The 14,478-nt window shown below is 70.0% G+C and carries 10 protein-coding genes and 2 pseudogenes; 4 read left to right on the top strand and 8 right to left on the bottom strand.

Annotated features, from left to right (window positions below; genetic code table 11):
* A partial coding sequence (locus AC27KI_RS11415; RefSeq protein WP_487113866.1) for an Ada metal-binding domain-containing protein occupies positions 1 to 194 on the bottom strand: 194 nt, incomplete at its 3' end.
* Positions 195 to 371: 177 nt separating this feature from the next.
* On the opposite strand from AC27KI_RS11415, the gene AC27KI_RS11410 reads away from it, so the two are divergent.
* The gene (locus AC27KI_RS11410) at positions 372 to 1,052 is read left to right on the top strand and encodes a DsbA family oxidoreductase (protein ID WP_487089633.1); all 681 of its coding nucleotides are present in this window, start codon (positions 372 to 374) and stop codon (positions 1,050 to 1,052) included.
* 102 nt (positions 1,053 to 1,154) lie between these two features.
* Here the strand turns inward: AC27KI_RS11410 and AC27KI_RS11405 are convergent, their stop codons facing one another.
* From AC27KI_RS11405 to AC27KI_RS11395, 3 genes are all read right to left on the bottom strand, one after another.
* Complete coding sequence (locus AC27KI_RS11405) at positions 1,155 to 1,658, bottom strand: CreA family protein (protein WP_272567418.1); 504 nt, start codon at positions 1,656 to 1,658, stop codon at positions 1,155 to 1,157.
* Positions 1,655 to 4,228 carry a cyanophycin synthetase gene (gene cphA / locus AC27KI_RS11400; RefSeq protein ID WP_284429840.1) on the bottom strand — a complete coding sequence of 858 codons (2,574 nt, stop codon included), beginning with the start codon at positions 4,226 to 4,228 and terminating at the stop codon, positions 1,655 to 1,657. The genes AC27KI_RS11405 and cphA overlap by 4 nt, the downstream gene beginning before the upstream one ends.
* A gap of 71 nt (positions 4,229 to 4,299) precedes the next feature.
* Positions 4,300 to 6,504, bottom strand: a complete 2,205-nt coding sequence (locus AC27KI_RS11395; protein WP_317352824.1) for a cyanophycin synthetase — start codon at positions 6,502 to 6,504, stop codon at positions 4,300 to 4,302.
* A 222-nt stretch (positions 6,505 to 6,726) separates the two neighbouring features.
* Here AC27KI_RS11395 and AC27KI_RS11390 point away from each other — a divergent pair, with 222 nt between their 5' ends.
* The 3 genes from AC27KI_RS11390 to AC27KI_RS11380 all read left to right on the top strand — a co-directional run bounded on the left by AC27KI_RS11390 (position 6,727) and on the right by AC27KI_RS11380 (position 10,253).
* Positions 6,727 to 9,045 carry a cyanophycin metabolism-associated ABC transporter gene (locus AC27KI_RS11390; protein WP_487089635.1) on the top strand — a complete coding sequence of 773 codons (2,319 nt, stop codon included), beginning with the start codon at positions 6,727 to 6,729 and terminating at the stop codon, positions 9,043 to 9,045.
* A 23-nt stretch (positions 9,046 to 9,068) separates the two neighbouring features.
* A complete protein-coding gene (locus AC27KI_RS11385) occupies positions 9,069 to 9,608 on the top strand; it encodes a cyanophycin metabolism-associated DUF1854 family protein (protein WP_487113864.1) in 540 nt (179 codons plus the stop codon).
* Positions 9,609 to 9,821: 213 nt separating this feature from the next.
* Positions 9,822 to 10,253, top strand: a complete 432-nt coding sequence (locus tag AC27KI_RS11380) for a hypothetical protein (protein WP_284396393.1) — start codon at positions 9,822 to 9,824, stop codon at positions 10,251 to 10,253.
* Between the two features lie 109 nt (positions 10,254 to 10,362).
* On the opposite strand, the gene AC27KI_RS11375 is transcribed toward AC27KI_RS11380, so the two are convergent.
* From AC27KI_RS11375 to AC27KI_RS11360, 4 genes and pseudogenes are all read right to left on the bottom strand, one after another.
* On the bottom strand, positions 10,363 to 10,821 hold the full coding sequence (locus tag AC27KI_RS11375) for an EF-hand domain-containing protein (protein ID WP_487089637.1): 459 nt from the start codon (positions 10,819 to 10,821) through the stop codon (positions 10,363 to 10,365).
* A gap of 129 nt (positions 10,822 to 10,950) precedes the next feature.
* Positions 10,951 to 11,856, bottom strand: a complete 906-nt coding sequence (locus AC27KI_RS11370; RefSeq protein WP_272551189.1) for a 5'-nucleotidase — start codon at positions 11,854 to 11,856, stop codon at positions 10,951 to 10,953.
* Between the two features lie 38 nt (positions 11,857 to 11,894).
* A pseudogene (locus AC27KI_RS11365) lies at positions 11,895 to 12,797 on the bottom strand (type II secretion system F family protein); the annotation flags it as partial.
* A 1,097-nt stretch (positions 12,798 to 13,894) separates the two neighbouring features.
* Positions 13,895 to 14,478, bottom strand: a pseudogene (locus AC27KI_RS11360) (hypothetical protein); the annotation flags it as partial.

Here is a 14,478-nt window from a genome sequence, read left to right as displayed (position 1 = left end):
CGGGCGGGCCGGGCGGCGCACGAGGGCCGGCAATACACGCCGGTGGTGCGGACCGAATAGACGAAGCGGCCATCGGCCTGGGCGTCCCGTGCCGCGACGGCGGCCCACCGGGGATCGGCCAGCGTGGCGGCGGCGCGCTGCGCCGCCGTGCAAATGGTGCGGGGGGTGGGACAGGAGTGGGGGCGGGAAGCCATGGCGTCGATTCCTCGTTCAATGGTAAGGGCCTGGCCTTGAATCTACGCACGGCGCGGCGGGCCCGCACCCCGGTTCTTGCGATCGCATTCGCAGGCCGCCGCGCAGTGCCCACAGGCGTGCACGGTCATGGAAGGCGGCCTAGCATCACGCGTTCGACCCTTTGCAATGGAGTTGCCATGACCACCCCCCCGGCCCCTGCCACCCCCGTCCCCCTCAAGATCGATTTCGTCTCCGACGTGTCCTGCCCCTGGTGCGCCATCGGGCTGCACGCGCTGGAGCAGGCCCTGGACCGGCTGGACGGCACGGTGGCGGCGCAGCTGCACTTCCAGCCGTTCGAGCTCAATCCCCAGATGGCGCCGGAAGGCCAGGACATCGCCGAGCACCTGGCCGAAAAATACGGTGCCACGCCCGAGCAGTCGCAGCGCAACCGCGAAGCCATCGCCGAACGCGGCGCCGCGCTGGGCTTCACGTTCGACATGGGGCAGCGCAGCCGCATCTACAACACGTTCGATGCGCACCGCCTGCTGCACTGGGCGGGCGAGGCGGGCGGCGAGGCTGCGCAGACGGCCCTGAAGCACGCACTGTTCAAGGCCTACTTCACCGATGGGCAGAGCCCGGGCGACCACGACGTGCTGGTGCGCGCGGCAGCCGGCGCCGGCCTGGATGCGGACCAGGCGCAGGCCGTGCTGGCCTCGGGCGAATACGCCGACGCGGTGCGCGAACGCGAGGCGTTCTACCAGCAGCACGGCATCCATTCGGTGCCGGCGGTCATCATCAACGACCGCCACCTCATCCAGGGCGGCCAGCCGCCCGAGGTGTTCGAGCAGGCGCTGCGCCAGATCGCCGGCGGCCAGTGATCCGGATCAGCTGTTTGCTATATAAATAATAGTAAAAGAGGCAATGAGTACTAGGGCGTGGAGGCGATTCGGCCACGAATCGCTTGGCCCGTGCCCCGTTGGTCACTTCTTGAGCGGAATCGGCGTGGCGCGGTCCACCGGCACGGCGGTCACCGCGTTCTGCGGCGAGCCTTCGATGAGCCGGTCGGAGTATGTCAGGTACACCAGCGTGTTGCGGGCCGGGTCCACCATCCGCACGATGCGCAGGCGCTTGAACAAAATGGAGATGCGTTCGCTGAACACCTCGTCCTGCTGCTTGAGTGGCGGCTTGGGGAACGCGATGGGCCCGGTCTGCCGGCAGGCGATGGAGGCCTCGGCCTTGTCCTCGGCCAGCCCGAGCGAGCCCTTGATGCCGCCGGTGCGGGCGCGCGACACGTAGCAGGTCACGCCCTGCACGGCCGGGTCGTCGTAGGCTTCCACGATGATGTCGTGGTCGCGGCCCAGGAGCTTGAACGCGGTGTCCACGGTGCCGATGGTCTCGGCCTGGGCGCACAGCGCGGCGGCGGCCAGCCCGAGTGCCAGCGCGGCACGGGGCAGGGCATTGGAGAGGCGGCGGGCGGCGGTCATGCGGCCACCTCCGCGCAGCGCTTGGCCAGGTGCGCCAGGGCTTCTTCCACCTGGTCCACCAGCACGAGGCACAGGTCGCCCGGCTGCAGCCGGTCCAGCGCCGAATCGATGGCGATGAACTCGCCGCGGATCTCCTCGATGTGCTTGGTGCGCGAGGCGCCCGCCAGGCCCTCGCGCAGCAGCGCCATCACCTCGCCGTCGGCACGGCCGCGCTGGGCCGCGTCCTGGTAGAGGATCACGTCGTCGAACGCCGCGCCCAGGATCACCGTCTGGTCGCGGATGTCCTCGTCGCGCCGGTCGCCCGCGCCGCTGATGACCACGCTGCGGCGGTTGCCCGGCAGCGCATCGACGGCGGCCACCAGGGCGCGCATCGCGTCCGGGTTGTGTCCGTAGTCGGCGATCACCGTGGCGCCCTTGAAATCCATCACGTTGAAGCGGCCGGGGGCGTTGTCGCTGTCGTTCACGAAGCCCGAGAGCCCGCGGCGGATGGTCTGCCATGGCAGGCCCGCGCCCCAGGCGGCGGCCACCGATGCCATGACGTTCTCGACCTGGAAACCGATCTTGCCGTTGCGCGTGATGGGCACGTCGCGCAGGTGGATGGTCTCGCGCCACGAGCCTTCGGCCGCGACGATGGACTCGCCGTCCATGTACACCGACCGGTGGCCCTGCGCGCGGTGCGTGGCCATCACCGGGTGGTGTCGGTCGCTGGCGAAGTAGATCACCTTGCCCGGCGTGGACGAGGCCATGGCCGCGACGATGGGGTCGGCCGCGTTGAGCACGGCGTAGCCGTCCGGCGCCACGTTCTGCACGATCACGCGCTTGAGCACGGCCAGGTCGTCCACCGTGGTGATGTAGTTCAGGCCCAGGTGGTCGCCGGCGCCGATGTTGGTCACCACGGCCACCTGGCAGCGGTCGAAGCCCAGGCCCTCGCGCAGGATGCCGCCGCGCGCGGTCTCGAACACGGCCGCATCCACCTCGGGGTGCAGCAGCACGTTGCGCGCGCTCTTGGGGCCGGAGCAGTCGCCGCTGTCGATCTGGCGGCCGTTCACGTACACGCCGTCGGTGTTGGTCATGCCCACGCGCAGGCCCTGGGCCGAGAACAGGTGCGCGATCAGGCGCGCGGTGGTGGTCTTGCCGTTGGTGCCGGTCACGGCCACCACGGGAATGCGCCCGTCCTGCCCGTTGGCGAAGAGCTTGTCCACCATGGCCTGGCCCACGTTGCGGGGCTTGCCGTAGCTGGGCGCCAGGTGCATGCGCAGGCCGGGCGCGGCGTTCACCTCGACGAAGCCGCCGCCTTGCACTTCCAGCGGCTGCAGCACGTTTTCGGCCACCATGTCCACGCCGCAGATGTGCAGGCCCACCATCTGGGCCGCGGCGATGGCGCGGGCCGCCACCTCGGGGTGCACGTCGTCCGTCACGTCGGTGGCGGTACCGCCGGTGGACAGGTTGGCGTTGTTGCGCAGGATCACGCGCTGGCCCTTGGCCGGCACGGCGTCGGGCGTGAGGCCCTGCATGGCCAGCCGCGCCACGGCGATGTCGTCCAGGCGGATCTTGGTGAGCGAGGTGGCGTGGCCCTCGCCGCGGCGCGGATCGAGGTTGACCAGGTGCACCAGCTCGCGCACGGTGCGCTCGCCGTCGCCCAGCACCTGCGGCGGCTCGCGGCGCGCGGCGGCCACCAACTGGTCGCCCACCACCAGGAGGCGGAAATCATGGCCCGGCAGGAAGCGCTCGACCATCACCGTGCCGTATTCGGCGGCGGCGCGGAAGGCCTCGTCGAGCTGCGAGCGCTCGGTGATGTTCACCGTCACGCCCTTGCCCTGGTTGCCGTCCTGGGGCTTGACCACCACGGGCAGGCCGACTTCCTGCGCGGCCTTCCAGGCATCGTCCACCGACTCGACCGGGCGGCCCAGCGGCACGGGCACGCCGGCGGCGTGCAGCAGGCGCTTGGTGAGGTCCTTGTCCTGCGCGATGGATTCGGCCACGGCGCTGGTCGAATCGACCTCGGCGGCCTGGATGCGGCGCTGCTTGGAACCCCAGCCGAACTGGACCAGGCTGCCCGATGTCAGCCGGCGCCACGGAATGCCGCGTGCCGCGGCGGCCTCGACGATGGAGCCGGTGCTGGGGCCCAGCCGTTCGTCCTCGTCCAGCTCGCGCAGGCGCGCCACGGCGGCCTCGGCGTCGAAGTGGCCGCCTTGCAGCGCGGCCTGGATCAGCGCCTGGGCATCCTCGAAGGCCTGCCGGCCCACGGCCTCTTCGCTGTACTCGACGACGACCTGGTACACGCCGCGGTCCACGGTGGCCGAGATGCGGCTGAAGCTGACGGGGCAGCCGGCCTGCGCCTGCAGCGCCAGGGCCGCGCCGCCCAGGACATGGGCCAGGGAGACATCGGCATCGCTGCCTTCGGGGTGCAGCACGCCCACGGCGGGAAACAGCGCGCGCAGCCGGGATTCGAAGCCATCGATCTGGCGCATGGCGAGTTCGGATTCGGCACAGGTCACCACGGCCTCGATGGCGGTGTGGCGGCTCCAGAGGTTGGGGCCGCGCAGGGCCCGGGTGCGGGATACGTCCATGGAAAAGCGTCTCTTTCTTGGGGTTGCCGGCGCGGGCGCCGGCTCGAGTCCATGCGGTCGTTGAAAGGGGTCTAGCGGGCCGGTGCGGCGCAGGGCAGCTCGGGCTCGAACGTCTTGATGCCCGCGCCGATCAGGTCCGGCGCGATGTCCAGCGCCCAGGCCGTTGCCACGATGGCCAGCAGGGTGTCGGGCTCGGTCTGCACGGCATTGCGGCCGAACGTCAGGTCGGCCAGTGCGCCGAGCACATGCTCGGCCGAGCCGGTGGCCAGCACCACCCGGCCTGCCTTCACGAAGACGGCGCGGCCGTTGTCCTGCGCGCGGTGCTCCGCGATCGCGGGCAGCGTGCCGTCCTGGGCGTACAGCACCACGGCGCCGTCCGACAGCGGGGCCAGCTCCAGCACCTGGGGCTCGGCGGCGTTCAGCACGGCGGCGCCGCCGGGCAGCACCACGTCGATCTGCGTGCGCAGCACCTTGAACATCTGGTCCTGCTCGAACACGTCGAACTCGGCCAGCCCGTCCTTGCCGTCCATGTCGGTCACCACGCCCACCTGGCAGCGGTCGTAGGCCAGGCCGTCGCGCAGGATGGTGCGGGCGTCGTTCTCGATCACGGCGGCCTGCACCATCTGGTTCATCAGCAGGCGGTGCGCGGCTTCCCAGTGGGCGCTGTCGGTGGTGTCCACGCAGCGGCGGTCCAGGAACAGACCCTCGCGGCAGGCCAGGCCCGTGTGGCGCCCGCCCAGGTGCATGAGCCAGCCCACCACGCGGGCGATGGTGCTGGTGCCGCGCGTGCCGGCCACGCCGACCAGCGGAATGCGGCCGATCGTGCCGTCGGCGTTTTCCTCAGCCGGGAACAGGTGCTCGGCAATCGCCTGGCCCACCGGGCGCGGCGCGCCGATGGCGGGCTTCAGGTGCATGAGCAGGCCGGGGCCGGCGTTCACCTCGACGATCGCGCCGCTCTGCTCCTGCAGCGGGCGGCCGATGTCGCGCGCCACGAGGTCGATGCCGGCGATGTCCAGGCCCACCACCTTGGCCGCCAGTGCGGCGATGTAGGCCACCTCGGGGTGCACTTCGTCGGTGCAGTCCACGGCCACGTTGCCGTTGCGCTGCACCACGACTTCGCGGCCGGCCTCGGGCACGGCCGTGGCGCTGAGGTCCTGGCGCTTGAGTTCGAGCTGCACGGCCACGTTGGTGTCCACCTGGATCAGCTCGAGCGGGTATTCCTCTTCGTAGCCGCGGCGCGGGTCGGAGTTGAGCTGCGTGTCGATCAGCTCCTGCACGGTGGATCGGCCGTTGCCGGTGATGCTCACCACCTCGCCGCGCGCGGCGGCCACGACCTTGCCGCCCACCACGAGCACCCGGTGCTCGTCGCCGGGGATGAAGCGCTCGACCATCACGTCGCTGCCCTCGGGGTAGGCCACGTGGTAGGCCGCCTCGATGTCGGCCTGCTTGCGCAGGTCCAGCGTCACGCCACGGCCATGGTTGCCGTCCGAGGGCTTGACGACCACCGGCAGGCCGATGTCCTGCGCGGCTTCCCAGGCCTCTTCGGGGCTGTTGACGACCTGGCCCTCGGGCACGGGCACGCCGCACGATTTGAGCAGGCTCTTGGTCAGGTCCTTGTCGCTGGCGATGCCTTCGGCGATGGCGCTGGTGAACTCGCTCTCGGCCGTCCAGATGCGGCGCTGCGAGGCGCCGTAGCCCAGTTGCACCAGGTTGCCGTCGTTCAGCCGGATGTGCGGAATGCCGCGGTCGGTCGCGGCGGTGACGATGCACGCGGTGCTGGGGCCGAGGTACTGGTCGTCCACCTCGGTGCGCACGCGCGCCACGGCGGCCTGCACGTCGAACGGGGTGTCATTGATGGCCGCCATGATGAGCTGGTGGCCCTGCTCGAGCGCCACGCGCGCCACGCGCTCGTCGCGCGCCCGGAACACCATGCGGTACACGCCGCGCTGCGAGGTGCTGCGCGTCTGCCCGAAGCCCGTGGGCATGCCTGACAGGTTGAGCAGCTCGATCACGATGTGCTCCAGCACGTGGCCGCACCAGGTGCCGCCCTCCAGCCGCTGCAGGAAGCCGCCGCGCTCGCCCACGCCGCAGTGGTGCTCGATGAGCGCCGGCAGCCAGGTGGTCAGGCGCTCGTTGAATCCCGGCAGGGCGTTGGACGGGTGGTCTTCGAGCGCGCCGAGATCCAGCCATACTTCGAGCACCGGACGGTAGGTCCAGATGTTGGGACCGCGCAGGTAGTTGATGCGCAGCAGTTGGATGTCATTGAATGTCGCCATGGAGTGCAGCGTAAAGGAAACTGCGGCCCGAAGCGGACCGATTTGCGGAAGGAGTGTCGGTCAATTGTGCGCCCACTCGGGGGTGGCCTAAAGGATGTCAGCGTGGCCCGTGGGGAAGGCGTTACATGCAGATGCCAAAGCGGCCTGTGGAGCATCGGGGAGAATGGGGACCAGAGCACGGGCTGGCTTCTCGGGCCGTCCAGGGCGGAAAAACCAACCAAAATGCAACATCAACATCCTGTGGACGCCTCGAGTGTCTTGAATGGCCCCGACGGGGCCGAATGGCGAGCCAGGCTCGCCCCCCACGAAAACGTGCTGGCCGCGCTGCAGGTTGACCTGAGCCCGGCCCTGCGCTTCGCGCCCGGCCTGCTGGTGCTGACCTCCCAGCGCCTGCTGTCGCGCACCGATGGCGGTGCCGTGCAGGAGTGGCCGCTGGCCGCCGGCATGGCCTTGCGCCTGTCCGACCATGGCGGTGTGGGGGCCCTGGAACTGCACGACACCGAGCGCCGCCTGGCGCTGTGGCGCTTCACCCTCGGCGCGCACCCCCAGGCCCTGCGCATGCTGCAGAAGTTCGACCAGCGCCTGGCCGCGCTGGGCATGCCGCACGATGCCAAGGTCGAGTCCGAGCCCGCGGACGAGGCCCGCTGCGAGGTCTGCCACACCGCGCTGCCGCCCGACACCGAGGAGTGCCCTGCCTGCGCCCGCGCGCCGGCCCCGCAGACCTCCACCTGGGTGCTGCTGCGCCTGTGGCGCTTCGCCCGGCCGTACCGCAAGCAACTGGCGACGGGCTTCGGGCTCACGCTCGCCTCCACTGCGGCCACCCTGGTGCCGCCGTACCTCACGATTCCCCTGATGGATGACATCCTCATCCCCTACCAGAACGGCCAGCAGATTCCGGTGCACCTCGTGGGGCTGTACCTGGGCGGCCTGCTGCTGTCGGCGCTGCTGGCCTGGGGGCTGGGCTGGGCGCGCACCTACATCCTGGCGCTGGTGTCCGAGCGCATCGGCGCGGACCTGCGCACCACCACCTACGAGCACCTGCTGCGCCTGTCGCTCGACTATTTCGGCGGCAAGCGCACCGGCGACCTGATGGCGCGCATCGGCTCGGAGACGGACCGCATCAACGTCTTCCTGTCGCTGCACGCCCTCGACTTCATGACCGACGTGCTCATGATCCTGATGACGGCGGCCATCCTGTTTTCGATCAACCCCTGGCTGGCGCTGGTCACGCTGGTGCCGCTGCCGTTCATCGCCTGGCTGATCCACAACGTGCGCGACCGCCTGCGCACCGGTTTCGAGAAGATCGACCGCGTGTGGTCCGAGGTCACCAACGTGCTGGCCGACACCATTCCCGGCATCCGCGTGGTGAAGGCCTTCGCGCAGGAAAAGCGCGAGGCGCAGCGCTTTCGAGATGCCAACCAGCACAACCTGGAGGTGAACGACCGGCTCAACAAGACCTGGTCGCTGTTCACGCCCACGGTCTCGCTGATGACCGAGATCGGCCTGCTCATCGTCTGGGGCTTCGGCATCTGGCTGGTGGCGCACAACCAGATCACCGTCGGGGTGCTGGCGGCGTTCATCGCCTACATCGGGCGCTTCTATACCCGGCTCGACTCCATGAGCCGCATCGTCTCGGTCACGCAGAAGGCCGCGGCCGGCGCCAAGCGCATCTTCGACATCCTGGACCACGTGAGCAACGTGCCCGATCCGGTGCAGCCGGTGACCATGGAGCGCGTCGAGGGCGCCATCGCGATGCGCAACGTGGGCTTTCGCTATGGCAGCCGCTCGGTCATCAAGGGGCTGAACCTGGATATCCGGCCGGGCGAGATGATCGGCCTGGTGGGCCACAGCGGTTCGGGCAAGAGCACGCTGGTCAACCTGATCAGCCGCTTCTACGACGTGACCGAGGGCTCGATCCAGGTCGATGGCGTGGATGTGCGCCGGCTGCGCGTGGCCGACTACCGCCGGCACATCGGGCTGGTGCTGCAGGAGCCGTTCCTGTTCTTCGGCACCATCGCCGAGAACATCGCCTACGGCAAGCCCGAGGCCACGCGCGCCGAGATCGTGGCGGCCGCGCGCGCCGCCCACGCGCACGAATTCATCCTGCGCCTGCCCCAGGGCTACGACTCGCTGGTGGGCGAGCGCGGCCAGGGCCTGTCGGGCGGGGAGCGCCAGCGCATCAGCATCGCTCGCGCGCTGCTGATCGACCCGCGCATCCTGATCCTGGACGAGGCCACCTCGGCCGTGGACACCGAGACCGAGAAGGAAATCCAGAAGGCGCTCGATAACCTGGTGCAGGGTCGCACCACCATCGCCATCGCCCACCGCCTGTCCACGCTGCGCAAGGCCGACCGCCTGGTGGTCATGGACCGGGGCGAGGTGGTCGAGGTCGGCCCGCACGACGCCCTGATGGAAAAGCAGGGCGCCTACTGGCGCCTCTACGAAGCCCAGGCCCGCCGGGCCGAGGAGGACGCCGAGGCGTCGGGCCTCGTCATCGACAGCGCGTTGCTGCATCCCGCCCATCCCGCGGGCAACTCCTGATCCTTGAAAGAGAGCGCACGCCCATGACTGCTTCGCCTTCTCCTTTTTCCGCAGCCGCGTCCACCGCGGCCGCCGTCCCTGCCAACGCTTCGGCCGTGGCCGGCATCCGCCTGCAGCGCAACGCCCACGGCCGCCTGGTGCTCACCCAGGCCGGCGGCGCCGAGCACGCCGAAGTGGTGCCGGTGCGGGCCTTTCCCATCGCCGCGCCGGCCGAGGGCATCTCCCTGGTCGGGGCGGACGGCCATGAACTGCAGTGGATCGAGCACCTGGACCACCTGCCTGCCGCCGCCCGGGCGCTGGTCGAGGAAGACCTTCACGCCCGCGAATTCGTGCCGATCCTGCAGAGGCTGGTCAGCGTCTCGGGGTTTTCCACCCCCAGCACCTGGGTGGTGGAGACGGACCGCGGCCCCGCGCAGCTGGTGCTCAAGGCCGAGGAGGACATCCGCCGGCTGGGCGGGCGCACCACCTTGCTGATCGCCTCGGCCGACGGCGTGCAGTTCCGCGTGCCCGATGTGGCGGCGCTGGACAAATCCTCGCGCCGGCTGCTGGAGCGTTTTCTATAGCACCCCGGCCGCGCCGGGCATGAGCCGGCGGCGGTTGCTACTACCCTGCCTTGCGGCGTGGCGGGGCACAGGCGTGGCCAAGGGATAGGGGTAAACCCTGATTTTTGCCTTGATCCTTTAAAAAGGCCTTAATTTCCCTTTCTTTTTGCCGTTATGAAATACGACGAGGGATGAATTCCCCTTGCCGCTCCACTTTCACGAACGGACCCCGCCATGCAAATGCCACCTGTTGACCGATCGCCGAGCTGGCGTCCCCAGGGCGCCGATTTGTATTCCACGGGGGCCTCCGGCGCGGTTCCTGTCCGGCCCATCCATGCGGCCAACCCCGTCGAGTCAATGGACCGGCTGGGCGAGGGCGCCATCGTGCGAGAGCCGGACAAGCCGTCCGACCCGGACACGCGCAACCGCGACTGGACCGAGGTGAAGAAGAAGGACACGGTCGAAGAGAAACAGGAGCCGCCGCCGGAGCCCATCTACAAGCAGCTGCTCGAGTTCATCCAGTCGATGTGGCGCGCCAGCGGCAGCGCCGTCGAGATGGCGCAGGAGCTCAACAAGACCCCGCTGCAGGAGCGCCTGGCCCAGGAGGCCAAGGACGAGCCCCTCACCTATGCCGACCCCAAGGTCAAGCGAACGGGCGGGCTGTAAGGCGATTTGCTCTTAAATCAATAGCAGAATGCCCTAGTACTGATTGTGCTGGAGGCCGTTTTGGCTATAAAACGACGAGTCCGGTGGCGGTGGCGGTAGCGAGCGGCGGCTAGGGCTTGGCCGCGCTGGCCGCACCGCCTGCCGCGCTGGCCGGGGTTTTCGCTTCCTCGGCCCGGGCGCGGTCGCGTTCGGCCCGGTACTTGGCGGCGAACGCCCGCACTTCCTCGTACGACACGAAACCGTCGTGGTTGGTATCGGCGTCGTCGAACGCGTTGGCCAGGCGTGGGAACAGCGCCACTTCCGAGCGGCTCAGCTTGCCGTCGCCATTGAAGTCCAGCATCTTGAATTCCTTTTGCGCCTTGATTTCGCCCTTGCTCAGGGGCTCGCTCGCCTTGGCCTGGGGCGTGGCGGCCGGGGGCGTCGCGGCGACGGCGCTGAAGGCCAGGCCGATGGCGAGCAGGGAAAACAGCGCGATGGCACGCAGGGCGGCCGCACCGGGCTGGACCGGCGCCGCCGCGGCGCGGGCGGCATGGACACGGGACGGCAGGGGAGCGGCAGGGGTGTTCATTCGGGGCATGGTGTCACAGATGGTGGGGCCGGCGGGTTTTTGCAATCGGGGGCGGCAGGGTTTCACCGGCGGTTGCAAAGGTTTGCGCTTCTTTGCCTTTCGGTGGCTGGGCCGCTGTACCGACGGCCTTTAACCGGGGTTGGAGATGCCGCTGTTCACGTGGCCCGAGGGCACGTGCCGCGCCGCCGAGGTGACATGGCCGGTCTGGTCGTCGAAGAAAAAATCAGGCTCGAACTCGCGCAGGAACCCGCCCTTGTCCAGCCCACCCAGGAACATGGCCTCGTCCACGGCGATGTTCCAGTTCATGAGCGTCTGGATGGCGCGTTCGTGCGCTGGCGCGCTGCGGGCGGTGACCAGGGCCGTGCGCAGGCGCATGCCCGACGAACTGCCCGCCGCTTGCTGAAGTCGGTGCAGCGCGGCCAGCAGCGGCTTGAAGGGGCCGTCGGGCAGCGGCTGCGCGGCCTTGTCGGTCTCGTGGCGCTGAAAGGCGGCCAGCCCCTGCGCCTGGTACACGCGCTCGGCCTCGTCGGAGAACAGCACGGCGTCGCCGTCGAAGGCGATGCGCACCTCGTGCGGATTGGCGTGGCTGGCCTGCACCGATTCGGTCAGCACGCGCGCGGCCGGGTAGCCCAGCTGCAGGGCCTGGCGCACGTCGGCCTCGTTGGCGGACAGGAACAGGTGCGCGCCCAGCGGCCGCAGGTAGCGGAACGGGTCGCGCCCCTGCGTGAACACGCCGCGCTCGAGCGGCACGTGCGCGGCGCTGGCCGAACGGAAGATGCGCATGCCGCTCACCGGGTCGTTGCGCGACAGCACCACCACCTCCACGCGCTGGTGGCCGGGCTCGTTGAAGGCCAGCAGCTTCTTGACCAGCGAGAACGCCACGCCGGGGCGCGCGGGCGTGTCCAGCCGGTCGAGCTGCAGCTGCATGTAGGTCTGCGGCTGCAGCGGATCGAAAAGGCGGTTTTCCTCCTCGAAATCGAACAGCGCGCGCGAGGAGATGGCGACGACGAGCTTGTCGTCCAGGGTCATGGCCATGGAGGGCTCCGGCGGTGGCGGGGTCGCAGGCCGGTCATTTATTTGACGAACTGGTTGAGCTGGATGATGGGCATGAGCACGGCCAGCACGATCAGCATGACGATGAGCCCCATGGCGACGATGAGCAGGGGCTCCAGAATGGTGGCCAGCTGCAGCGCCCGGCGCTGCACCTCGGTGGACAGCTGCGTGGCCGCGCGCTGCAGCATCACGGGCAACTGGCCGGTCTGCTCGCCCAGGCGCGCGAACATGGCGACCAGGCCGGGAAAGCGTTTTTTTCTGCGCCATGGCCGAGGCCAACGGTGCGCCCTCGCGCACCAGCACCAGCGCGTCGAGCGCGTCGGCGCGCATGGCGCGGTTGTTCAGCGTCTCGGCGGCGGCCTGCAGCGCCCGCAGGATGGGCACGCCGGCGCCCGCCAGCATGGCCAGCGTGCCGGCGAAGCGCGCCGCGTTGTAGCCGCGCGCGAGCTTGCCCACCAGCGGCAGGGTCAGCCACACGGCATCGAACCTCTCGCGAAAACGCGGCTGCGCCAGGGCATACCTTGCCCCGAATGCTATGAAAATAATAGCGATCAGCGCCGCCCAGCCGTAGTGGCGCACCGCGTCGCTAATGGCGAGCATGGCCACGGTGAGAAAGGGCAGGGCGCGCTTGGTGCCGGCGAACACGGCCGCCACCTGGGCACGACATAGCCCACCAGGAACAGCACGATGACGATGGCCACCACGGTGACGATGGCGGGGTACAGCGCCGCGCCGATCAGCTTGGCCTTGAGCGCCTGCCGGTCCTCCAGGTCGTCCGCCAGGCGCTCCAGCACCAGGCCGAGGTTGCCGCTGTGCTCGCCGGCACCGATCACGGCGCAGTAGATGGCCGAGAACTCGCGCGGGTGGGCGCCCAGGGCGCGGGCGAAGGTGGAGCCGGCGTTCACCTCGGCGCGCAGGCCCGCGTTCTTGCGCAGCACGCCCAGGCATTCCTGCCAGCCGACGGCCACGCCGTCCAGCCGCGCGGCCAGGCGCGCCTGCTGCGGCGGGTTCCAGCGGGGGGCCTGCAGCAGGTTGGACAGCAGCGCCACGGGCGTGCCCGTCAGATCGACGGCGGGATGGTCCCGCACGGCGGCCGGCACGTTGTGCAGCTGCAGGTTGTGCGACAGGTCCAGCAACTGCAGCACGGGCATGCGGGCCATGGCCTCGGGCACGTTCTGCAGGCCGCAATGCGTGAGGATCACGGTCGCCAGCCGCGGCGCCTGCGCCAGCGATTCGGGCAGCTCGCGCAGGCTGAAGTTGGCCGACAGGTCCAGCATTTCGAGGTGCTGCAGCCAGGCCAGCGCCTGCGGCACTTCGGTGACCACGCAGTTGCGCGCCGTGAGGGTGCGCAGACCCCGGCACAGCGCCAGGGTCTCGGGCAGGCGGTGAAAGCCCGTGTTGTCCGACACGTCCAGGTGCTTGAGATGGCGCAGGCGGTCCAGCCCGGGCGGCAGGGAGGACAGGCGCAGCACGCGCAGGTCCAGTTGCCAGCCCTCCTCGCCCAGGGCGTGGCAGGCCAGCACGCGCCTGACCGCCTCCTGGCGGCGTTCGGCGAACGTGGCGGCGGTTTCACTGTCGTCTTCCAGGTCCGCTTCGGGGGTGCGCAGGCGACCGAGCATGCGGGCCCACAGGCCCTGCTGGCGGGGCGGCGGCCGGTTGGGATCGGCATCGCACCATTCCTGCAGTTCGCGCATCCAGCGCTCCATTTCGGGGGTTTCGGTGCCAGCGCGGCCGGCGGCCCGGGCAGCGCCGTGCCCCTGGCCTGCATGGTGGCGGCGCAGGAAGCGGAAGGCCGATGCGCCCTCGCTGGTCGCGGCGCTGCCCTCGGCACCGGGGCTGTGGGGTACGCGGGCAAGGACGTCGGTGGTCGCGTTCATGGCATGGGCACGCGGGCAAACGCGTGGTGAAAGGGTTGGTGATGGAGCAAACCCGTCCAATTGCGACGGGATGTATCCAATCTACGGACCCCGCCCCCCGCGCCATGGTTCGGATGCGATGCCTTGGCCGCGCATGCGAAATTTCAGCGCGGCAGCAGGGTGCGAAGGGCTTCCTCCATCCCCTGCACCACGGCGTCGAAAAGCGCGTGCGGCACGCCGCCGGCAGGGGCCGAGGCGAAAACCGCCGCATCGGTCAACGCGCCGTCGGCCACCGTCCCGTCCGTCGCCACCTGCCCGGTCATGGCTTCGGCGTCCAGCGCGACGGGCGGCAACCCATGCTGCTGCAGGGCCCAGTCCATCGCCATCAGCGCGGCCGGGCCATTGCCCTCTTCGAAGGGGCGCAGGCTCTCCACCGCCCGGTACAGCAGCGTGGCCCGCTCCGTGGCCGCCAGCGGAGAAGCCGGCGCGTCGCCCTGGGCCAGCCAGGTGTCCAGCGCGGCGAGATGGCCGGGCAGTGCGCGGACCGGGGGATAGTCGAGGTGGCTGCCGGTGAGGCCCTGCGCATCGGCCGGGATGCGCTGGAACTCCATCGCCCGCAGCTGCGCCCGCCGCCGGGGCGGCCGTTCAGGCGCCAGCCGATCTCCTGGATGCGCTCGGTCGTGATCGGCAGGCCCTGGCTCAGCCAGCGCTGCACAGCCGCGTCCGCATCGGCCCAGGCGGCCTCGGT

The sequence above is a fragment of the Acidovorax sp. KPB24-03 genome, assembly GCF_057546605.1.
Note: the sequence above shows the minus strand (reverse complement) of the source record. Positions and strands in the feature narration are given on the sequence as shown.